The 20,639-nt window shown below is 38.6% G+C and carries 19 protein-coding genes, 6 tRNA genes and 2 rRNA genes (1 of these 27 running past the window's edge); 1 reads left to right on the top strand and 26 read right to left on the bottom strand.

What is annotated here, in order from left to right:
• Positions 1 to 147: 147 nt before the first annotated feature.
• Genes LKI_RS05185 through LKI_RS05170 form a run of 4 tightly spaced genes read right to left on the bottom strand, consistent with a single transcriptional unit; the run spans position 148 to position 3,929 of the window.
• A complete protein-coding gene (locus tag LKI_RS05185) occupies positions 148 to 852 on the bottom strand; it encodes an NAD-dependent protein deacylase (protein ID WP_013103115.1) in 705 nt (234 codons plus the stop codon).
• 11 nt (positions 853 to 863) lie between these two features.
• Positions 864 to 1,805, bottom strand: a complete 942-nt coding sequence (locus LKI_RS05180) for a hypothetical protein (RefSeq protein ID WP_013103114.1) — start codon at positions 1,803 to 1,805, stop codon at positions 864 to 866.
• A complete protein-coding gene (locus LKI_RS05175; protein ID WP_013103113.1) occupies positions 1,802 to 3,016 on the bottom strand; it encodes a hydroxymethylglutaryl-CoA reductase, degradative in 1,215 nt (404 codons plus the stop codon). Before LKI_RS05175 ends, LKI_RS05180 begins: the two co-directional genes overlap by 4 nt.
• Positions 3,009 to 3,929: a Ppx/GppA phosphatase family protein gene (locus tag LKI_RS05170; RefSeq protein WP_013103112.1), complete on the bottom strand. Its 921-nt coding sequence runs from the start codon at positions 3,927 to 3,929 to the stop codon at positions 3,009 to 3,011. Before LKI_RS05170 ends, LKI_RS05175 begins: the two co-directional genes overlap by 8 nt.
• Positions 3,930 to 4,013: 84 nt before the next feature.
• Between LKI_RS05170 and LKI_RS05165 the strand changes: the two genes are divergently transcribed.
• Entirely contained in the window at positions 4,014 to 4,427 is a 414-nt protein-coding gene (locus tag LKI_RS05165; protein ID WP_013103111.1) for a YbaN family protein, read from the top strand.
• Between the two features lie 130 nt (positions 4,428 to 4,557).
• Here LKI_RS05165 and LKI_RS05160 read toward each other — a convergent pair whose 3' ends face one another.
• From LKI_RS05160 to LKI_RS05060, 22 genes are all read right to left on the bottom strand, one after another.
• Positions 4,558 to 5,559: a phosphatase PAP2 family protein gene (locus LKI_RS05160; protein ID WP_013103110.1), complete on the bottom strand. Its 1,002-nt coding sequence runs from the start codon at positions 5,557 to 5,559 to the stop codon at positions 4,558 to 4,560.
• A 138-nt stretch (positions 5,560 to 5,697) separates the two neighbouring features.
• Entirely contained in the window at positions 5,698 to 6,870 is a 1,173-nt protein-coding gene (locus LKI_RS05155; RefSeq protein ID WP_013103109.1) for an LCP family glycopolymer transferase, read from the bottom strand.
• A gap of 66 nt (positions 6,871 to 6,936) precedes the next feature.
• A complete protein-coding gene (locus LKI_RS05150; RefSeq protein ID WP_013103108.1) occupies positions 6,937 to 8,190 on the bottom strand; it encodes a peptidoglycan bridge formation glycyltransferase FemA/FemB family protein in 1,254 nt (417 codons plus the stop codon).
• Between the two features lie 67 nt (positions 8,191 to 8,257).
• The gene (locus LKI_RS05145; protein WP_013103107.1) at positions 8,258 to 9,493 is read right to left on the bottom strand and encodes a LysM peptidoglycan-binding domain-containing protein; all 1,236 of its coding nucleotides are present in this window, start codon (positions 9,491 to 9,493) and stop codon (positions 8,258 to 8,260) included.
• A gap of 191 nt (positions 9,494 to 9,684) precedes the next feature.
• Positions 9,685 to 10,035: an NlpC/P60 family protein gene (locus LKI_RS05140; RefSeq protein WP_013103106.1), complete on the bottom strand. Its 351-nt coding sequence runs from the start codon at positions 10,033 to 10,035 to the stop codon at positions 9,685 to 9,687.
• A gap of 12 nt (positions 10,036 to 10,047) precedes the next feature.
• A complete protein-coding gene (locus tag LKI_RS05135; RefSeq protein ID WP_013103105.1) occupies positions 10,048 to 11,220 on the bottom strand; it encodes a LysM peptidoglycan-binding domain-containing protein in 1,173 nt (390 codons plus the stop codon).
• Positions 11,221 to 11,519: 299 nt separating this feature from the next.
• On the bottom strand, positions 11,520 to 12,494 hold the full coding sequence (locus tag LKI_RS05130) for a beta-ketoacyl-ACP synthase III (protein WP_013103104.1): 975 nt from the start codon (positions 12,492 to 12,494) through the stop codon (positions 11,520 to 11,522).
• Positions 12,495 to 12,559: 65 nt separating this feature from the next.
• Positions 12,560 to 13,243, bottom strand: coding sequence for a hypothetical protein (locus LKI_RS05125; RefSeq protein WP_242651991.1), 684 nt, complete (start codon positions 13,241 to 13,243; stop codon positions 12,560 to 12,562).
• Between the two features lie 51 nt (positions 13,244 to 13,294).
• Positions 13,295 to 15,979: a valine--tRNA ligase gene (locus LKI_RS05120; RefSeq protein ID WP_013103102.1), complete on the bottom strand. Its 2,685-nt coding sequence runs from the start codon at positions 15,977 to 15,979 to the stop codon at positions 13,295 to 13,297.
• Between the two features lie 300 nt (positions 15,980 to 16,279).
• Positions 16,280 to 17,290, bottom strand: coding sequence for an acyltransferase family protein (locus LKI_RS05115; protein ID WP_013103101.1), 1,011 nt, complete (start codon positions 17,288 to 17,290; stop codon positions 16,280 to 16,282).
• 45 nt (positions 17,291 to 17,335) lie between these two features.
• Positions 17,336 to 17,698: a type II toxin-antitoxin system PemK/MazF family toxin gene (locus tag LKI_RS05110; protein ID WP_013103100.1), complete on the bottom strand. Its 363-nt coding sequence runs from the start codon at positions 17,696 to 17,698 to the stop codon at positions 17,336 to 17,338.
• Between the two features lie 35 nt (positions 17,699 to 17,733).
• On the bottom strand, positions 17,734 to 18,906 hold the full coding sequence (alr, locus tag LKI_RS05105; RefSeq protein WP_187286365.1) for an alanine racemase: 1,173 nt from the start codon (positions 18,904 to 18,906) through the stop codon (positions 17,734 to 17,736).
• On the bottom strand, positions 18,855 to 19,265 hold the full coding sequence (gene acpS, locus LKI_RS05100; protein ID WP_013103098.1) for a holo-ACP synthase: 411 nt from the start codon (positions 19,263 to 19,265) through the stop codon (positions 18,855 to 18,857). Before acpS ends, alr begins: the two co-directional genes overlap by 52 nt.
• Complete coding sequence (locus LKI_RS10995) at positions 19,262 to 19,426, bottom strand: hypothetical protein (protein WP_013975306.1); 165 nt, start codon at positions 19,424 to 19,426, stop codon at positions 19,262 to 19,264. The genes acpS and LKI_RS10995 overlap by 4 nt, the downstream gene beginning before the upstream one ends.
• Before the next feature lie 223 nt (positions 19,427 to 19,649).
• Positions 19,650 to 19,733 (bottom strand) — tRNA-Leu (locus LKI_RS05095).
• Positions 19,734 to 19,758: 25 nt separating this feature from the next.
• Positions 19,759 to 19,831 (bottom strand) — tRNA-His (locus tag LKI_RS05090).
• Between the two features lie 2 nt (positions 19,832 to 19,833).
• Positions 19,834 to 19,907, bottom strand: a tRNA-Trp gene (locus LKI_RS05085).
• A gap of 95 nt (positions 19,908 to 20,002) precedes the next feature.
• Positions 20,003 to 20,076: transfer RNA gene (locus tag LKI_RS05080), tRNA-Asp, on the bottom strand.
• A 2-nt stretch (positions 20,077 to 20,078) separates the two neighbouring features.
• Positions 20,079 to 20,151: transfer RNA gene (locus LKI_RS05075), tRNA-Val, on the bottom strand.
• A 3-nt stretch (positions 20,152 to 20,154) separates the two neighbouring features.
• Positions 20,155 to 20,243 (bottom strand) — tRNA-Ser (locus LKI_RS05070).
• Between the two features lie 76 nt (positions 20,244 to 20,319).
• Positions 20,320 to 20,436: ribosomal RNA gene (rrf, locus tag LKI_RS05065) — 5S ribosomal RNA — on the bottom strand.
• Positions 20,437 to 20,530: 94 nt separating this feature from the next.
• Positions 20,531 to 20,639: ribosomal RNA gene (locus tag LKI_RS05060) — 23S ribosomal RNA — on the bottom strand (it continues 2,807 nt past the right edge of the window).

The raw sequence follows: 20,639 nt of genomic DNA, 5'->3' as shown, positions 1-20,639 counted from the left end.
ATCATCTGGCTGCTTCTTGGCTGACACAGCTAGATGATAATTCTCAATATAATTTAATGATAGCATACACATTTCTCATTAGCCATACGCCTTTCATAAGTTAGAATCATTCTATATATCAATAACTAAAAAAACAGCCGAAGCTGTTTAGATGCTTAATGCTTTAAAAAAATCTGTCGCATTACCAATAATTTGATTAATATTAAACAACGTTTCAATTTTTTCAAGGTTTATTGAAATAATTTTTGTATCTGGATTAGCATAATTTAATAATCCTGCAAAAGGATAAACCTGAAAGCTCGTGCCGACAATCACAATCAAATCGGATGATTGTACCCATAAAGCTGATTTTTCAACATCAAAGGGTATCTCTCCGTAAAATGTTATGCGTGGTCTAAGTAATGCGCCATCTAAACGTGTCATCGCTTTTAAATAATCCGCCACATGTGCTTTTTTACCATCAATCGGCGCATAAATATCATACAATGAGCCATGAAAACGCACTAAATCATCCAATTTTGTGTTGGCTTTAACATGTAGATCATCAACATTTTGTGTAATAATTTTAGCACGATTTTGACGCGTTAATGCTGCCATCTTCTCGTGAATGATATTAGGCTGTGCCTTTGGAAAATACATGTTATCCATCATAAACTGATATTGTTTCTCAGGTTCATCGCGAAAAGCAGTAGTAGATAATAAATATTCTGGCTGCAAATTCACACCATGATATATACCATTTTTTGAACGATAATCAGGGATGCCTGACGGTGTTGACACGCCCGCCCCTGTCATAAAAACAATCCGTTGTGCACGGTCAAAGCTTTCTTGAATTTCTTGCGTGATTAACATGATTCCCCCATTTACACTCTATTAATATAAGGCAACGCTAACTGTTTAAATAAGTCTCCTACTTTTAATTTGTAAAGTGCTTTAAAAAAGCTAGCAGAATCTTGATTCTCAGGCTTACTAATTACAAAGCTATTTTGCGAATCTACTTTTGATAAACCAACGTAAGCTGTTTTCTTTGTTTGAAAATCTGTCATCTCAGAGTGAAAAATTGTAAAAGCCTGACTTACTGGTAAATCTAATTGGCGTTGCGATAATACACTTGTTAACGTGACATATTCTTTGGCATTCACTGTTGGTTTCCCCCAAGCTGTCAAAGTATCATCAACACCCGCAAATAGCAACACGATTTGCCGACGAATATGACGTGATTGTTTAAGATCTGCTTCTAATATGGGAGATACTAATTTTTTTGCCGCAGTGTAAGCCAATGGATAATCAGATGATAACTCAGAAAAATCAGCACCACTTGCATTTGCAAAAATTAACGCATCCAACAAGACAAGCAATCGCCACAAACTTTCATCATCTAAATCACCTTGTTCAATTGTTAATTCTGATTTCACACCGGCTAAATAGGCAGTCACCGTGTTCGCTGTCAAGATACCTTGTTTATGAAGTTCGCGATACGTGATAGCGTGCACAACTGTCCGATGCATCCGTGTGGCAATTTGAATCAATTGTTGATCGAGTGTTTCATCATTGAATGTCAGAGCAAAGAAAATTTGCGGTGCAATCCCGTTCAACGTCAGCAACATTTTTAACAACTCATCACCAAATAAAAAGTCTGGCTCCGTCCCCTCAGCTAATTCAATCAGCAACCTATCCCCTAAGACTTCTTGAGCAATACGATCAACATGTAATTCACCTGTCGCTTCACCAGCCACACGTGTGATAACTGTCCCTGGATAAACGGCATTGACATCGTGTAGTAACGTTTTAATTTTAGGATTCATTTTCTCATCTCCATTAATAATCTTGATGCAATGGTTGCATCAACGTGTTCCAATTTGTTTAATTGTGATACAAGTAATTCTAATTCTTCTGGCAAGGCGCCAACTTGTAATGCTAATGCACGATATTGCATACGCATGTGACCACGTTGAATCCCGCCAGATGCAATGGCTTTTAGCGCAGCCAAATTTTGTGCCAGCCCAACTGCTAAAATAACACCGCGTAACTCATCGGCTGAGGCAATATCGATTATGCGAAGTGCATTTCTTGCCTGTGGCATGGCAGAAATAACACCACCAACAGTGCCCACTGAAATAGGCAGCGACAACTGACCAAATAGTTTATTGTCTTGGATGCGCCATGTTGTCAATGACTGATATGTGCCATACTGACTAGCAAATGCATGCCCACTTGCTTCAACAGCACGCCAGTCATTGCCAGTTGCTAATACAACTGAACTGATGCCATTAAACAGGCCCTTATTTTCAGTTGTTGCCCGATATGAATCGTGCTTTGAAAATTGGTTCAATGCCACAATTTTTTCAGCAACCTGTAACCCACCTAATAATTCTACCGGTACATATCCAGTGACAGTTACACATTGTGATGTGGCGTAATTCGTCAAAATAGCACCCAATATATGTGACTCGAAATGACTAAACAGGGGCGCTTCAGCTTCTAAAATGGTATTAACAATATTTGCACCCATAGCGTCTTTTGTATCTACCTCAAAGTCAACACTGACCTCATCATTCGAAACTTGACGTGCTTTAATTGATAGTAATCCACCGCCTCTCTTATAAATTGAAGGCTTAGCTTGGCGTGCTGTTTTAAAAAACGCTTCTTGATGCGCCGCGACATAATGCTCAATTTCATGAAATGGGCACCCCGTAAATAATATTTGACCAATCATGGCTGTTCGTTCAGGTAATCGTACACTGATACCATCACCACCATTTAGTAGTCGTGCACCATTATTTGCTGCAGCTATCACACTTGGTTCTTCAGTCGCCATTGGCACTGATACATGACGTCCATTGACAATAATATCTTTTAAAACGCCCATAGGTACACGAAAATCACTAATATAATTTTCAATAATTTGTGCATTATTAGCACTTTGATTTTCATGCAACTCATTACGAATCGACTCATTTAAATTTAAAAACGCCAAACGTTCATCCGGCGTCAATTCATAGTATTTTTTAGTCATTATTTTTTATCGTTTCGGCAATCAAGCCTTCACGTACGCCGCTTTCTGAAAAAATCACTTCTGGTGCATCAATGATACGCATAAGCGTTAGTAAGGGTAATAAGCCACTAATAATAATGTCCGCACGTGCAATTTCAAGACCGGCAACATTTTCCCTCTGTGCTCGTGTCATGTGACTGATTTTGTCAAAAATCGTACTAACTCTATCAATTGTCATGTTAAACCCATGAAAGTTATTGACAGCCACTTTGCCTAAAGCTGTTCGTCCCATACGAGCTAAAGAACGATTCGCGCCGCCCAATAATACTACCGGTAACCCACGTTGTTCAGATAACCACGATAACGTCTGATACTGTTTAAAAATGTTTTGACAGGCATTTTCAATATCTAGTGGGTTAACATTATTTGCTAATTTGAAACGTTCTGATAATGATACTGCCCCAAAAGGCAGACTAACATCAGCAGTGTTTTTACCATCACGCATTGCAATCAGCTCAACTGATGCCCCACCAGTGTCTAAAATAACTGCATCGGTAATAGTCAACGTTGAGACAACACCAAGATAATCATAATAGGCCTCTTCTTTACCAGACAACACTTGAAATACAATGCCCGTTTCCGCTTCAACGCGAGCTAAAAATGCCTCCTGATTACGTGCCATTCGTACAGCTGCTGTTGTAATGGCGCGTAATGTAGGATTGAAATCAACATATTTCGTTTGGAAATATTTCAGAGTTTCAATCGTACGAGCAATGGGTTCTTCTTTTAAAGTCAGTTCTGGACCCATGTTTTGCGCGATACGTGTATCTTGTTTTTCACGGACTATTTCCGTGTACGTGCCATCATCATGTAATTCTTCAACCACCATGCGAGCTGAATTACTACCGAGATCGACAATTGCTAAATAGCTCATTTTGGCATCCTAGATGTTATTTATTACTTACTAGTATATCAAAAAAGCCGTCATACGGGTATTAAAACATGTTACAATATCATTATGAAAATAATTTACATCTTACTTGGTCTAATTAGTTTTACGATCGGTACCATTGCAATTTGGATTCCTGGATTACCAACTACGGTTTTTTACGTACTAACAACTATTTTATGGTCAAAATCTTCTCCACGTTTGGAAAATTGGCTTCATCATAATCGTTACTATATAATATATGTTGATGAGGCTGTTTTTGAACGTAAATTATCATTCAAAGGACGTATTGTGATTTATTTGATCACTGCTTTGATGATGGCTATTCCCTTTTTCAAAACAGATATGCTATGGTTAAGGTGCATACTGCCATTGACTTCGCTATCTCAAATTATTGCCATGGAAAGCTACTATCACGGCTATTTATGGCGTGACGGTATCCCGTTTACACAAAACACGAAACGCTCAAAATCAGAAAACTGATTTTGAGCGTTTTTACCATAACAGCCTATTGCGCTTTGTCTCCAAAAATATTATATTCATTCTTATTTAAGGTGCAAACCTTACTTGCATTGCCTTTTCACCGAAAAGCATTAATGCACGCACACTAATTCTAAGATTGCTGTTCAGCGTTTTCAACAAAGTGAGCACCAATCAAACGACTAGCAGCAAAGATTAACAAGCCAACTAAAATACTTGATACTGTCACATCACTCAACCAATGTGCACCAATTCTAACACGGCTCATAGCTGTCAAAATACCCATCGCTAGACCAAATATAACCATCTTCTTTTGCGTAGTAACATGACGTCGTGGAACGAAGAGTGCCAAATATAAGAACAGCCAACCTGACATCGTATGACCCGAAGGAAAAGAATTATGACCATTAATACCATTCATATGATACCAAGGCGTAAATTCACTCATGGTTTGTCCCGATACGGTAGTCATTTCATATGGCCTAAAACGTCCCCATAACGCTTTCATGTCACCAATCATCAACTGAGCAACAAATACTGTTGCAATCCCAACAACGGCAACGACAATTAAATAATTAACATCTGCATCAGATATTTTACTAAACCAATTAGCAAATATAGCAGACAATATAATCATAGCTACAAATGCTAAAAGCCAACGTAATATTTCTGGGTAATTTTGAACTGCAGCCGTATTATTTGCTACACCCATCGGTATACCCTTTGATAAATTATTTAACATTGAAAATGTATAACTTAGCGCATCTTGTAGTAACGACAATAACTGATTAAAAGCTAGCAATAATGCCGCGCCAGTCATTATGTACCTCAGACCTTGGTCATTTATACGGCGCCAAATATACCAAGCAATCACCTCAGCAGACACAAAAGCCACAACTTGTGCACCTTGGTCGGCGTAGTTTTGAAAAATATTGCCAAAAATAGAATTTTGATTCATCACAGCTTGCGTCACATTTCTGTCAAAAAACGTTGCAATTAACAACGATAAAATGCCCACGCCTAGTAAAATCAAAACAACTCTTTTTTCGCCATCAGTGGTTCGAAAAGATGCATTTTGCCTTTGTTCATTAATATCAACTTGATTTTGATGAACTTGATTACCTGTCAACTGCATACGTGCTATACCCCATTCCTCTTTCAATACTTTCAGTGTAAACTTAATATGTTTTCCTCCTGTCAATTTTGTATCTAGAAAATGTAAAAAGCCAGTCACATGAAAGTGACTGGCTTTTTATCTGCAACAAACTCATCTCTATTGTGGATCTAAAGTTTCATTAATTGTATTTAGATTTGTTTCCGCTACACCATATGACAATGTCGGTACAGCACTTCCAAATTGTGTCCCTGTCTTCTTACTTGTTAAGGTAAGTGATTCACGTAATTTATTGGTCACACGTTGTTTTTCAGATTCTGGCACCATCTGATAACTCACACCATCATACATATCCCCAACCCCATGTAAGTAATCGGATTCTTGATGTTTTGTAGCAGACATATACTTTTTACCAACATTCATCATCTCATTATAATTCATATCTGTTTCAACATTTTTTGAAATAGATGCCATAAACTTAGAATTGAATAACGTCGAAATGCTAGCAGATTTTTTTAACAAAGCTTTTAGAACTAAACGTTGACGTAACTGACGACCATAATCACCCTGTGGATCATCATAGCGCATGCGTGAAAATGACAACGCAGCATTACCATTCATTGTTGTAAATGTTTTAAAATTTTTGCCATCCTTAGCATATTCAAACTGCTCTTGCCCTTTAACAAATTTATACGTTTCTGGCGTTGTATCAGCCTCTGGCGTATAAGTAAAAGTCAATGGCGATGCAACTTTCACACCACCAACTTGATCAATTAGTTTTTCTAGTCCGCCCATATTAGCCAAAACATAAAAATCAATTGGCACATTGAGATAATTCTGTAAAGTTAACATTGCTGCGCCAACTCCTGCAATTGGGAAAGCGGCGTTAAGTTTTTGCGGAAATGTATTTTCAGCACCAGAAATGGCCATCATAATATCACGTGGGATTGACATCATTGTTGTCGTCTTTGACTTCGGATTAATCGTAATTAACATCATCGAATCCGTTAGCCCTGTACGATCCCTTCGCAGTGCCCCAGTATCAGTACCTAAAACCAACACAGAAAACGGTTTTCCCTCTTTTATAACCTGTTTGACATCACGTGCTTTTGTTATATTAGCGCTTCGTTGCATATTATCAACTGATTTGTGTACATTACTGAGTGCCTTGGCAAAAACAACACCAAGAATAATAATCAGTATGATGATAATCATAAAGAGCCACCGCCAAATCTTGCGACGCTTGCGTGGTGGTCTTGGGTCCCGTGGTTGCTTCCGGCCCATATCGTTTTGTGTGCGCCGCGCTGTGCGACTCGTACCTTGGTTATCCATGATTACCCCCGTTCAATATTAAATATTATACCATTAAAATTTAAACGGGTTGTGACGTATTAACGACTAGTTTCTACCAGTTATTTTTTTTAACAAACGATATATTTTATATTTCAGTGGCTTGACTGGCAGTATAAATTGTCCAACCAATTGACGTGCCTCACCTTCAAAAGCAGTTTTAAATCCTAATACACCATCTGAACCGTCAAAACGTCCCGAAATACCATAAAAATTATACTGCTTAATGCCATCATTTGCCGCTTTTTTAATCATCATGTCTTGAATTTGGTAAGGCCCGTAATATGCCATATATTCTTCATAAGTACCTGAATATAAATAAGTTACCTCTTGTGGTTGTTCAATAAACAAAGCACCAGCTACCGTCACAACATTTATACCAGCATCAGCCATTTGTGTTGTCGCTACGTTACTACGCTTAACATGATGTTTTTTTTGATCATCAAATTCGAAATATTGTCGTTTGAATTTTTCTAACTTAGGGTATTTATCGATTTTTTCTTGTAACTTAGCCAACTTTTGATCCAAAGCAATAATTTTTTGATTTTCAGACGTAATATACTTTTCAAAATTAAGTTCAGCAAAAACAAACGTTGCCTGATCACCATATGTATCATAAACTGTTTCATAGAAATCGAGACTCTTGTCATGATAATTTAATCGTTCAGCTGTTTTCTGTGTTAGTTTTTTGAAACTCGGTAAGTCTTTTCGTGACAACTGCCGTAATTGAATACCAAATTGCTTATTTTTTTTCAAGTAATATTGGACGTTTTTACTGTATGTTTTATCGATTGATTGACTATCCACCAACCCAGATAAGTTTTTCACGTACTCCCAACTTGGTGACCCTGTTGTTGACATACCAAACTCAAAGGGCTCATGTTCAAAATTCTGTTGCACCATTAGACTCAGGAAATTATCATTTGGTACCTCAAGTAAATTTCCCTTATTATCTGTCTTAACATAAGTGACATTCGGTTCCCATTTCATGTACAAAGCGCCATGCTGTTTCGCAAATTTACGCGATTCATTGACAAAAAAATTCAACAACCTTTTATTATGAAAATCTAAAAGCGGTCCGCGATCAAACAAAAAAGCAGGACCTAACCTTGTTATTTCAGTAGTGACTAACGCTGCAGCCACAACGCCATTGTTATCAGTCACCCCCACTAAGAATGCCTTATGTCCGCGTTTCAACAATAGTTGATACTGCGCAATTGATTGCGTGTACGTGCCAAGTACATGTTTTGATTCAAAATCAGCGTATGATTCAGTTGATAATTCGATAAACTGTAACGTCATAAAATATTATCCTCTAATACTATTATACAAAATAAAAAAACGCCTCGTGGACGTTTTAAAAAAATTATTAGTATTGTCCAACATTTGACTCGGCAACAATTGTACCACCTACGATACCAAAACCAACAGAAGTTGCATTTGCATTGGCAACCCACATACGGTGGCCCGGTGTACCATTAGTTACCATATTTGTTTCGTTGTACCATGCATCAATAACTTGACCTAATCCCCAACCAATAGCAACAACTTCACCATTAGTTGCAAAGTGATTTGTTGGCAAGCCACCATTAGCAACAGCATTAGCTGCACGAGCTTGTGCACGGGCTGTCAAGCCCGCATCCAAAGTCACTTGTGACAAACCTAATGCTGCACGCTTAGCGTTAAGCGAGTTCAACAAAGTCTGTGCTGTTGAGTTAGCTACTGGAGCGACGCTCGCTGGTGTCGCAGCTGCTGTATTAGCTGTAGGTGTCACTTGTGCAGGAGCTGCTGCAGGTGTTGATGTTGGTTGCGCAGCTTGTGCTGGTTGCACTTGTGGGGCTACTTTTGGAGCCGGTGTTGTATCCCCACCATTTGCCTTGTACGTATTATATTCGGCTGCTGACATAAAGCCATCTTTATCTGTATCTGCGGCTGCAATATATGCTACTTTTTCAGTCAGTACTTGATTGTCATTAGCGGCAGCGGGTGCAGGTGTCTGTTGTACAGGAACTACTGGTGCTGTTGTTGCAGCTGATGATGTTTGTGCTTGTTCAGGAGCTACTGGTGTTGTTGTTACAGCTGATGATGTTTGTGCTTGTGCAGGAGCTGCTGGTGTTGTTGTTGCAGCTGATGACGTTTGCGTTTGTGCAGAAGCCGCTGGTGCTTGTGTTGTATTAGCAGCAGTATGACCTGACAAATTCAGCACTTGTCCAACTGAGATATAATTAATATTTTGAATGTTATTAGCAGCAACTAAGGTAGCCAATGACACACCATTTGATGCGGCGATGTGGTACAATGTGTCACCAGACTTAACAGCATATGTGCCATTATTTGCTGGCGCAGCATTTGATGTTGAAGATTCTTGTTTTGGTGTGGCACTTGAAGTCTGTGTATTTAACTGTTGACCAATGAAAATTAAGTTAGCATCAGCAATACCGTTTGCTTTAGCTAATTCGGCAACACTCGTGCCATTTTCAGCCGCAATTCTATATAGCGTGTCACCTGATTTAACAGTAACAGTGTTGGCAGAAACTGTCGTAACACCAGCCACGGCCAATGCACCCGTCGCAACAGCAGATTTGATAATAGTAGATGATTTCATAATAGTAGTAGCTCCTTAAAATTCAATTGGTCAAATGTAAGTTAATGTTATTTGAGTTTGCCTCAACAGTGATAATTGTATCAAAATAGCATAACGTCCGTGTTTTATATTTTTGTCACTTTGCTTTCAAAAATACATTATCGTTACAAAACAATGTTTTTTATGCCGTGTGTTACATTTACATTACAAAATTAACTTGTACTACCTGAAAATGTTGGATACCAATTGTGGGTTAAAGTTTGTACTTGAACCGTTGCATCTTTTTCATTTACCGCAATATAATGTGCACCGCCAACATAAATACCAACACTATACGGTTGTTGTGCAATACCCCAAAATAATAAGTCTCCCGGACTAGACTCTGGGACTGGACTAATTTGGTAAACCTCATGAGTTAAGTCAATTATTTCTGACGACCAATCACCAGTCTGGTTTACGGGTTGTTTTTGCGATGCATTCATTACAAATGCAACAAACGCACCTGAGGAGCGATACTTTTTCCCCAACTGCGCTAATGCAATGTCTAACCAATTATCTATCATAAACTTCGTAATTTAAAATTGCCCGGCATCTGAAACGCCCACAATAACACCACCAACAATACCAAATCCGACAGCAGATGCACGTGAATTTGCTACCCACATACGGTGTCCTGGTTGTCCGTTCGGGGTCATCATGTTTGTTTCATTGAACCAAGCATCAATAACAGAACCTGTTGAAAAACCAACGGCAACAACTTCACCATTTGTTGAAAAATGATTTGTTGGAATACCACCATTAGCAGCTGCGTTTTGTGCACGGGCTTGCGCACGGGCTGACAAACTAGCATCCAATGATACTGGTGACAAACCTAATGAGGCACGTTTTGCGTTCAAAGAATTAACCAACGCCTGTGCATCTGAAGAAGCTGCAGGTGCTGATGTTACGGCTGTTGATACTTGCGTCACTTGTGTTTGTGTCGTTGTTGTTGTTTGCGCCTGCTGACCACCATTAGCTTGATAGGCTGTGTATTCCGCGGCCGTCATATAACCATCTTTATTGGTATCTGCGGCTGCAATATATTGAACATTCTGTGGAACAGTCGTAGTTGACTGTGGGGTTTGTGGTGCTTGCACTTGTGGGGCTGCTGCAGCTTCAGGAGCCGGCGTTGTATCCCCACCATTTGCCTTGTACGTATTATATTCGGCTGCTGACATAAAGCCATCTTTATCTGTATCTGCGGCTGCAATATATGCTACTTTTTCAGTCAGTACTTGATTGTCATTAGCGGCAGCGGGCGTAGCTGCTTGCTGTTCAGTTGCCGTAACCGTTGGTACGGTTTCTGTTTGTGCTTGCTTCAATGTCAATTCTTGACCAGCCAAAACAAAGTTATCACTTGATAAATTATTTAAACTAACCAGCGTTGTCACATCAATACCAGTTTGTTGTGCAACTTTAGATAGCGTATCGCCTGCTTGCACTGTATAAGTCGTGCCGTCTGCCGAAATCGATGTGGCTGTCGGTGCAGAGACTGTCAACTTTTGCCCAGCAATAATTAAGTTTTTATCACTGATATGATTTGCTTTTGCTAATTCTTCAGCTGTTGTGTTGTTTGCTTGAGCAATACCACTCAACGTGTCACCTGATTGAACATCGACTGTATCAGCTGAGGCCACTGCATGTCCACCCACCAGTGTAGCAACACCGGCTGCTGTTGCTAATAATGTTTTCTTTAATGTATCACCCATGTTATAACTCCAAATATTTTAATTTTTATTATGTTTATTAATTTTTAGACCTGTTGTTACACAAATCTTAAGAACAATTTCTAGTATATCTTTCTTGTATAACACATAGGTTGTTTCACTTTTTCAATATTATGACAATGTTGCATTTGTGTGACATCATAAAAAAAGGCGTAACCCTATATACATCAAGCTTTTACTACGATATATCGCAAATTAAAAGTGGGTAAATAACTATATTATTTACCCACTTTTAACTTTTATTGAAGACTTATATATTATTAAGCACCTTAAACAATTCTTTAGAATTCAAGTAATACACTACCATAAGTAAATCCTGCACCAAATCCTGTTAATAATACCTTTTTCCCTAGCAAGTTAACAGCATGGTTAAGTTCATCAAATCCTATAGCAATACCAGCCGATGAGGTGTTCCCATTACGAACAATATTTGTCGAGAATTTTTCCAACGGTTCGTTCAAAGCATTGGCAATATATTCTATTAAACGTAAATTAGCCTGATGTGGAATAAAGTAGTCAACATCATGTGGTGTTAACTGCTTTGATGCCAAAAAGTCTGTGATATGCTTTGGAATTAGTGTCGTGACCTCATCAAAAACATCGTGCCCCATTTGAGAAAACGCATCTGTTTTTGGATAGTTGGTAGCTGACAATTCTTTTAATGGTGCAATTCTACCAGAATGTACCACATCTGGGTTACCAATCGTATGCAACTCTTCTCCAACAACGACACCCGTATCATTATCATCAGCAGTGAGAATAACTGCGCCGGCACCATCACCAAAAAAAACCGTACTTGTTCGATCTGAAAAATCCATCATCTTGGAATTAACCTCAGCGGCAATCACCAAAATGTTTTTATACGCACCAGAACGAATAAACTTATCAGCTGTGCTTAATCCAAATACAAACCCCGCACAAGCTGTCATAATGTCGTATGCCCATGCCTTCTTAGCATTTAAGTTACGTTGGACAAGTGCCGCAGTTGACGGTGCTAGACCATCAGGTGTAAACGTCGTCACAATAATGACATCAATATCATTTGCTGTTAAATTGGTATCTTTCAAAGCTAACAAAGCAGCTTTTGTTGCTAAATCGCTTGTATTTTCGCCTTGTAGTGATATATGCCGTGTCTTAATACCTGTATGTGATTGAATCCAAGTATCATTAGTGTCAATGATTTGGCTTAAATCATCATTAGTCACAATATCAGTTGGTAAATAATGCGCGCTCGCCAATATTTTACTTCCGGGCATGTTTTTTCCCCTCTAAGCGTATGTCCAGCACACGTTTTTTTGTACTTATATTATTGTATCGAATTTTAATTTTTAAGCAACCCATTTGCATGACTTTGCCATAATAGCGTTTGTTGTACCTGCTCCGTCTGATGCCACAAAAAAGTATCATAGACACTCATCGCCAACACATCATTATCTTGAAACTCAGCTTTCAAAACGTCCCCCACCGGCAAAATGCCTAATAAATCACGCCAAAGCCCTAATAACGTTGGCACATCATCTCCGAATGTCCAACCGAGATGAAAACCATCAGTACGTTTGAAAATTAAAATTGCTGCGATAATATGTTCATGCGACAACCGAACAACACTATGTTCGAAGTCAAAATCTTTGGTTTTGAAAATTAAATTTCGGTAATTAATTTTTTTAGAAGCAGGATTTACACGATGAATACGCTCATAATGATCACGTAATAGCAAAACTAATTCTTGTCTCAGGTCTTCCTCTAATTCGCCTACAGTTACAACTGGTTCACCTGCATAATCTCGTACATTTAATTTAGCAAAATGAGTGGTGTAAATAGGTATAAAACCGCGATCTTTTAAAAACCCTAGACTAATTGGATCATCAACATTTGCTATGAGTCCTTTACCTTTTGAATGGGCCATCGCTTGTAACGCCCAAACGCTTGCTACATCAAGATCAGATACTTGTATTAACTCATAATTATTAGGATGGTTTTTATTTTCTTTATAAAATTCAGTCATTGTACCTTCACTATAAATGAAAAAGTCGGTCCAAAACCGACTTTCCATCACTTACTTCGTTGCTTGTAACGCATTTAAACGTGCTTGTGTTGCCTCCAACTTAGTTTGCCAATCAGCAAGCTTCAATTTTTCTCCAGCAACAACCGACTCCGGCGCTGAATTAACAAATTTTTCATTACCAAGTTTCTTTTCTGCTCGGTTTACCTCGTTAGTAAACTTCTTAACTTCACTTGACAAACGTGTTATTTCTTCGTCAATATCAATTAATTCAGCCAGTGGTACATATATTTCGGCTCCTGATATGACTTGCGACATTGCTAAATCAGGCACGCGAATATCTGCCGATATTTGAAGTGACTTAGGATGAGCAAATCGATTAATGTAATCAACATTAGTATTAAATATATCAACCAGCTTTTCATCAGATGTCTTCACCAACAAATCAATTTGCGTTGACATTGGCGCATTTGCTTCGGATCGAATATTACGAACTGCAACAATTAAATCTTGTAGCGACTTAAACGATTTCTCAGACGTCTCATCCAGTAACTCATCTTGTACAATTGGGTAACGTGTCACTGAAAAATCAGCTTGCCGACCAACCTGATCAGGCATTTCTTGCCAAATAGCCTCAGTAACAAATGGCATAATTGGTTGTAAAAGACGTAACGTCTGATCTAAAACATACGCTAATGTTTGTTGAACTGGTGCCTTGTCACCACGACCATTTAACGTTTCCTTGGTCATTTCGATATACCAGTCCGCAAAATCAGACCAAATAAAGTTATATAACTCACGTCCTGCTTCACCAAATTCAAATTTATCAAAATTACGCGTGACATGTGCAATTGTTTTGTTCAAGCGTGACAAAATCCATTTATCGCCCAATGATAACTTATCCACATCCGGCAAAGTCGATGGTGTATCATCATCTAAATTCATAATAACGTAACGTGAAGCATTCCAAATTTTATTGATGAAATTCCAAGCCGCATCCATTTTATCATACGTAAAACGAACATCTTGTCCTGGTGTTGATCCGGTAGCTAAGAACCATCGTAAGGCATCAGCACCATATTTTTCGATCACATCCATAGGATCAACGCCATTACCGAGCGATTTAGACATTTTACGCCCCTCGCCATCACGAATTAAACCATGAATTAAAACATTTTTAAATGGTCGTTGTCCAGTAAACTCTTTGCCTTGGAACATCATACGTGCTACCCAGAAAAAGATAATATCGTAGCCAGTTACAAGTGTATTGGTCGGATAGTATCGTGCAAAATCATCTGTCTGATTTTCAGGCCAACCCATTGTTGAAAAAGGCCACAATGCTGACGAAAACCAAGTATCCAAAACATCTGGATCACGTTGCCAACCATTTCCCTCAGGCACTGTTTCACCTACATAAATTTCTTCTTGCGCTGTTCCCTTATTCTTATACCAAGCTGGAATTTGGTGACCCCACCATAATTGACGTGAAATAACCCAATCTCGAATATTATCCATCCAACGTGTGAATGTATCCTCGAATCTTGCAGGTACAAACGTCACTTTTTCATCAGCATTTTTTTGCATATCTAATGCTTGCTCAGCTAGTGGCGCCATCTTAACAAACCATTGTGTGGATAAGCGTGATTCAACTGGCACGCCAGTTCTTTCCGAATGACCAACAGAATGCACGATAGGTTCTATTTTGAGCATGAAGCCACCATTTTCAAGGTCAGCAACAATTGCCTGGCGTGCCTCAAAACGTTCCATACCATTATATTTACCGGCATTTTCGTTTAAATGGCCATCCTCTGTCATCGTATTAATACGTTCCAAATCGTGACGGTTACCAACTTGAAAATCGTTTGGATCATGAGCTGGTGTGATCTTAACCATACCTGTTCCAAAATCTTTTTCAACATATTCATCAGCAATAATTGGTACTTCTCGATTAAGAAGCGGTACAATGACTTTTTTACCAATTAAATCTTGGTAGCGCTCGTCACTTGGATTCACAGCAACAGCAACATCACCAAACATCGTTTCAGGACGCGTTGTTGCGATTTCAATATAATTTTTACCATTAAATGTCGTGCCATCAGTAAATGGATACTGCACATGATAAAAAGCACCAGGATCGTCTTGATAAATCACTTCAATGTCAGATAAGGCTGTTCGTGCTTGTGGATCCCAGTTAATAATATACTCACCACGATAAATTAAGCCTTTATTATATAGGTCAATAAACACTTTATTAACAGCTTTATTCAAACCATCATCTAACGTAAATCGTTCACGATCAAAATCTAAAGATAAGCCCATCTTACCCCACTGCTGTTTGATCGTCGCCGCATATTCGTTCTTCCAGTCCCAAACTTGTTCGACAAATTTTTCACGGCCCAGATCATATCGTGAAACACCCTCAGAACGCAAACGCTGTTCTACCTTAGCTTGTGTTGCAATACCAGCATGGTCCATGCCTGGTAACCATAACACATCCAAACCTTGCATTTTTTTCTGACGGATAATCATATCTTGTAACGTTGTGTCCCAAGCATGACCTAAATGCAACTTTCCCGTCACGTTTGGTGGTGGAATAACAATCGCATACGGTTCGGGTTCATTACCTTGAATTGCTTGATTGGATTCTGGGGCAAACAATTTCTTTTCTTGCCAATGATCGTAACGACCGGTTTCAACAGCTGTGGGATTGTATTTTGTTGACATATCAATATCGCGCATGTTTTCTCCTTTAATATGATGGTACTAAAAAATCGTCCTCAAAATTAAATTAGGACGATTTTCACCGTGGTACCACCTGTATTGCTGTTAATATTATTCGTATTAACAACCACTTTTACTACTTTCAATTATAAACACTTAGCAACCTTGGGCATTAACATCGCTGATTCTCAACACCATCAGCTCTCTTTACATGTATTTGCTTAATCCTCTAAGATAATGCTAATATTACTAGAATTTACTGGATCCGTCAAGAGGTTTTTATTTTATGTTTACTTTAGCCATTATTACCTATCCAAATCATTTGATTTTCTCTAGATATTGATAAGGGTTAAAGATGATATCAATCCACTTGACTTTTTGTGCAATATATACTGCGCTCACACTGATTAACCAAGCAAATATGAATGTCAGGATAACTAACAAAAAATAATGTTGCACACCAATTTTAATTAACAAAACACGCACGATGGACGCAACTGGCGCATGAATCAAATAAATGATCAGTGAGTGACGACCATATTTAATAAAATATTTGCCGACCTTGCCTAGCTTAACATGTGAGAATAAGTATAAAAATAGTGGCACACTAGCCAGTTTAGCAATAAAATCTGTTCGTGTCATCATGTTTGTATCATACCAGGGATCACCATGTTGAAATTGCCATATCAATCCTAAAGCAAATATTGTTAGACTGAAAATAAACAATCCTCTGCGGTTCAAAATGGTAGGATTTTCTTTAAAAAAATACCCTAAATAAAAACTGATAGTCCACATAAACAGACGGTCAAAAGCATAAGGCATTGTGATAACATGCTCTAAATTTAATAAAAGTAGTATGCTATATATCCCTATCTGTAAAAAAACAGGCACCTTCAAAAGACTCATCATACCAACTAAAACATAAATAAAAAACAACACGTACAAGTACCATAAATAACCAATTGGTACAGCATAAATTCTGCCTAGATCTTGCCATGTGCTTAATTGATGTACTTCAGATCCCATATGTTGCAAACTAACATAGATGACTGAAAAAATAATATACGGTATACCTAAACTAACAAGTTTGTGAACCAAGCTTTTAATTAACAACTTGCTTGTTGGCAACGCCTTGTAAACATACCCTGATAAAGCAAAAAAGATAGGCATAACAACCGTAAATAATAGTCCCATTATCATTTCTGAAAACCAATTATACTGCTGAAATTGATTCGTTTTATAAATGCCTTCAATAACGTGAACAAGGACGACCAAAAAAACAGTAAATCCCTTTGCTAAATCCAACCATAAAATTCTTTTTTGAATCATATTACTTTTCCCAACAATTAATTATTGTCACATAGTCTAACAGAATTATTTCAATCCCACACTAATACGTAAGGCATGAGCTACTTGCTGCATTTCCTGTGAATTAACATTTATATGGGCAATTTTGTCACGTAAACGCCTTTTATCAATTGTTCTTACCTGCTCTGCTAAGATGACAGAGTCTCGCTTGATACCACCCATATGAGCTGGTAATAGGACATGTGTTGGTAATTTTGGTTTTGATATTTGTGATGTAATTGCGGCTACAATGGTTGTTGGTGAGTTTGCGTTACCAATATCATTTTGAATAATTAATACCGGCCTAATACCTGATTGCTCCGAACCAATGCCCTGTTTTAAATCTGCATAAAAAACATCGCCTCGCATCACTGTTTTAAGTTCTTTCATAAATTTCTCACTTATTATGTACGCGCCTCAGCGCTTTAATGATATATCCTTGGTAATCTTACACCAAAAGATGTTAATATTTCATGGGGAATCGTGCCAGCATAGGTTGCAAAATCTTCAATGGTAATTTTTTCATCACCATCACGACCAATTAACGTGACTTCGGTGCCAACAGGATATTGTTTATCTAATGCGATAACAATTTGATCCATCGTAATACGACCAACCACCTGTGCCTCTTCTCCTGACACTAGTACTTTCATGCCACCCATACGTCTCAAATAGCCGTCGGCATACCCAATTGGTAGGGTAGCAACCCACTGTGCATGTTCAGCTGTGTAAGTTGCGCCATAGCTCACCGATTCACCAGCTTGTAATTGATGAACGGCCCCCATACGTGATTTGAGCGATAACACATTTTTCAATTTAATAGACATATCTAATGCAGGTGAACCAGGATTAAACCCATACAATACTGACCCTACGCGTATTGTATCGGTATCAATTTCATTATGATGCCACAACGCTGAACCCGAATTAGCTAAATGCCAATACTTTTTAGGAATACCAGCACCATTAACCCATTGATAAAGTTTCGTGACTTGTTGCTTATAGTAAGCTTCATTATCATCATCGGCAGTAGCAAAGTGTGTAAATACACCATTCAAACGTAACTGACTTGATTTTTGAATGAAGTGATATAATTCAGTTACATCCGCCTGAGAATTAGCACCCATACGACCCATTCCTGTGTCTACGGCAAGATGTACATCTAATATTTGACTATCTGTCAAGAATGAAACAGCTTGGTACAGCCATTCCAATGTACCAACAGCAGGCATTAAACGATTTTCTACCATTAGCTTTACTTGTGAAACATCTTGAACACCCAGTAACAGAATGTTGAAATCATCATGATCCACCTCTTGTCGTAATATCAGTGCTTCTGAAATTGTGGCCACTGCAAAATCACGGATACCAATATCGTACAGCGCTTTCGTCACAGCAACTGCACCATGACCATAGGCATCAGCCTTAACCACAGCAATCATTCGTGTTGCGTCAGCATGTTTCATAATGAGTCGCGCATTGTATTGAATTGCTTTTAAATCAATTTCAATCCAGGTTGGTCTAGTAACGACATTATCATTTTCAATCACTTCAAAACCCCACGTTTCGGAAACAATATCAAACTCATACGATCCCATAATGTTAGTCGTTCAATAATGACTACCGTATTAACTTGATCACCACTATGAGTAATTGCCACATGTGTAATATATGCAAAATTTTTAACACGCATAATCGGACGCCCATTATCAGCATTTAAAACTTCAATGTCATGCCAATGTACTTTTTCACCGATGCCATATCCCGTAGCTTTAGAAAACGCTTCTTTGCTTGAAAAACGGCCTGCAACGAATTCATTGTAATGTTTTCCCTTACGTTTCGAAGCTTGCTCACGTTCCGATTCGGTTAAAATCGTATTTATAAAGTTTATTTGACGCTCATCAATTTGTCCAACACGGCTAATTGATTCTGTATCATTTCCAATTCCAATTATCATGTCTCTATTGTATCAAAATGTAGCGTTTTCACCAACTTATCCGTTACCTTTACTGCCACCACTTTCTCTTGCGTCAATAATGACCCTAAGTTTAAATAAATGCCATTAGCCATTAGACAACATAATAAAGTTGTAAATGTACTACCCTTTTTACTCTCCATTCGAACACCTCATTAATAGTTAATAATAGAATTGTAAAATGAAATCATACAAAAAACAATAAAAATGGCCTAACGTGTCATTTTTTTGGCATAGTTGGTGATTGGGCTGATTTATTAGCAACATATTGTACTATTATACTAATAACGTTAACGATATTTTCAGAGTAAAATTAACTCGATTTACATAAAAAAATAGCATCTCGTAAGATACTATTTTTTATCATGCCGTCGGTGGGAGTCGAACCCACACGGTGTTGCCACCACTGGATTTTGAGTCCAGCGCGTCTGCCAATTCCGCCACAACGGCAAATATAAAGTTTTCACCTTATTAGGGCGGTAGAAGGGGATCGAACCCTCGCATGCTGGATCCACAAACCAGTGTGTTAACCACTTCACCACTACCGCCATGGCAGGGATAGAGGGAATCGAACCCCCATCAACGGTTTTGGAGACCGCTATTCTACCGTTTAACTATATCCCTACAATAAATAATATTTCTCAGCTAAAGCTGATAAAACATGATGAGGAATTGCACCTCATATATAACACTAATAGTTCATGTTTGTCAGTAATTAGCGGTCACAGCGGGGCTCGAACCCGCGATCTCCTGCGTGACAGGCAGGCGTCCTAACCAGCTAGACCATGCGACCAATGGACGCTACAGGGATCGAACCTGTGACCCCCTGCTTGTAAGGCAGGTGCTCTCCCAGCTGAGCTAAGCGTCCCTATGGAGAGAAAGGGATTCGAACCCTTGAAGCAATTCCTTGCTTACATGGTTTCCAACCATGCTCCTTCGGCCTGACTCGGACACCTCTCCCGATTCTTCCGTTCTCTCTGCTTTTGTTACTTTCTTACCTTCAAAAGTACTCCTCTCAGAGTACTCCCTATGTATGGCACCGCATCTTCCTATCCTCGCAGCCAGCGATCCGGCAACTACTTTCGGCGTGATAGAGCTTAACTTCTGTGTTCGGAATGGGAACAGGTGTGTCCTCTATGCTATCAATACGACACCTTCTTTGAGTTTTACACTCAAAACTAAATAGTATCAAATTCTTCTTCTAAATTAAACCACTCATATCTTTTCTTGAACTTCCGTTCTTGACTTTGGTTAAGTCCTCGACCGATTAGTACTAGTCCGCTACATGCCTCACAGCACTTCCACTTCTAGCCTATCTACCTCATCATCTCTGAGGGGTCTTACTCTATTAATAGA

Source organism: Leuconostoc kimchii IMSNU 11154, assembly GCF_000092505.1.
GTDB lineage: Bacteria > Bacillota > Bacilli > Lactobacillales > Lactobacillaceae > Leuconostoc > Leuconostoc kimchii.
Note: the sequence above shows the minus strand (reverse complement) of the source record. Positions and strands in the feature narration are given on the sequence as shown.

Excerpts from the sequence above, each read along its gene's own strand:
- LKI_RS05185 (WP_013103115.1), bottom strand. The coding sequence starts at position 852 with ATGTTAATCACGCAAGAAATTCAAGAAAGCTTTGACCGTGCACAACGG.
- LKI_RS05180 (WP_013103114.1), bottom strand. The coding sequence starts at position 1,805 with ATGAATCCTAAAATTAAAACGTTACTACACGATGTCAATGCCGTTTAT.
- LKI_RS05175 (WP_013103113.1), bottom strand. The coding sequence starts at position 3,016 with ATGACTAAAAAATACTATGAATTGACGCCGGATGAACGTTTGGCGTTT.
- LKI_RS05170 (WP_013103112.1), bottom strand. The coding sequence starts at position 3,929 with ATGAGCTATTTAGCAATTGTCGATCTCGGTAGTAATTCAGCTCGCATG.
- LKI_RS05165 (WP_013103111.1), top strand. The coding sequence starts at position 4,014 with ATGAAAATAATTTACATCTTACTTGGTCTAATTAGTTTTACGATCGGT.
- LKI_RS05160 (WP_013103110.1), bottom strand. The coding sequence starts at position 5,559 with ATGCAGTTGACAGGTAATCAAGTTCATCAAAATCAAGTTGATATTAAT.
- LKI_RS05155 (WP_013103109.1), bottom strand. The coding sequence starts at position 6,870 with ATGGATAACCAAGGTACGAGTCGCACAGCGCGGCGCACACAAAACGAT.
- LKI_RS05150 (WP_013103108.1), bottom strand. The coding sequence starts at position 8,190 with ATGACGTTACAGTTTATCGAATTATCAACTGAATCATACGCTGATTTT.
- LKI_RS05145 (WP_013103107.1), bottom strand. The coding sequence starts at position 9,493 with ATGAAATCATCTACTATTATCAAATCTGCTGTTGCGACGGGTGCATTG.
- LKI_RS05140 (WP_013103106.1), bottom strand. The coding sequence starts at position 10,035 with ATGATAGATAATTGGTTAGACATTGCATTAGCGCAGTTGGGGAAAAAG.
- LKI_RS05135 (WP_013103105.1), bottom strand. The coding sequence starts at position 11,220 with ATGGGTGATACATTAAAGAAAACATTATTAGCAACAGCAGCCGGTGTT.
- LKI_RS05130 (WP_013103104.1), bottom strand. The coding sequence starts at position 12,494 with ATGCCCGGAAGTAAAATATTGGCGAGCGCGCATTATTTACCAACTGAT.
- LKI_RS05125 (WP_242651991.1), bottom strand. The coding sequence starts at position 13,243 with ATGACTGAATTTTATAAAGAAAATAAAAACCATCCTAATAATTATGAG.
- LKI_RS05120 (WP_013103102.1), bottom strand. The coding sequence starts at position 15,979 with ATGCGCGATATTGATATGTCAACAAAATACAATCCCACAGCTGTTGAA.
- LKI_RS05115 (WP_013103101.1), bottom strand. The coding sequence starts at position 17,290 with ATGATTCAAAAAAGAATTTTATGGTTGGATTTAGCAAAGGGATTTACT.
- LKI_RS05110 (WP_013103100.1), bottom strand. The coding sequence starts at position 17,698 with ATGAAAGAACTTAAAACAGTGATGCGAGGCGATGTTTTTTATGCAGAT.
- alr (WP_187286365.1), bottom strand. The coding sequence starts at position 18,906 with ATGGGATCGTATGAGTTTGATATTGTTTCCGAAACGTGGGGTTTTGAA.
- acpS (WP_013103098.1), bottom strand. The coding sequence starts at position 19,265 with ATGATAATTGGAATTGGAAATGATACAGAATCAATTAGCCGTGTTGGA.
- LKI_RS10995 (WP_013975306.1), bottom strand. The coding sequence starts at position 19,426 with ATGGAGAGTAAAAAGGGTAGTACATTTACAACTTTATTATGTTGTCTA.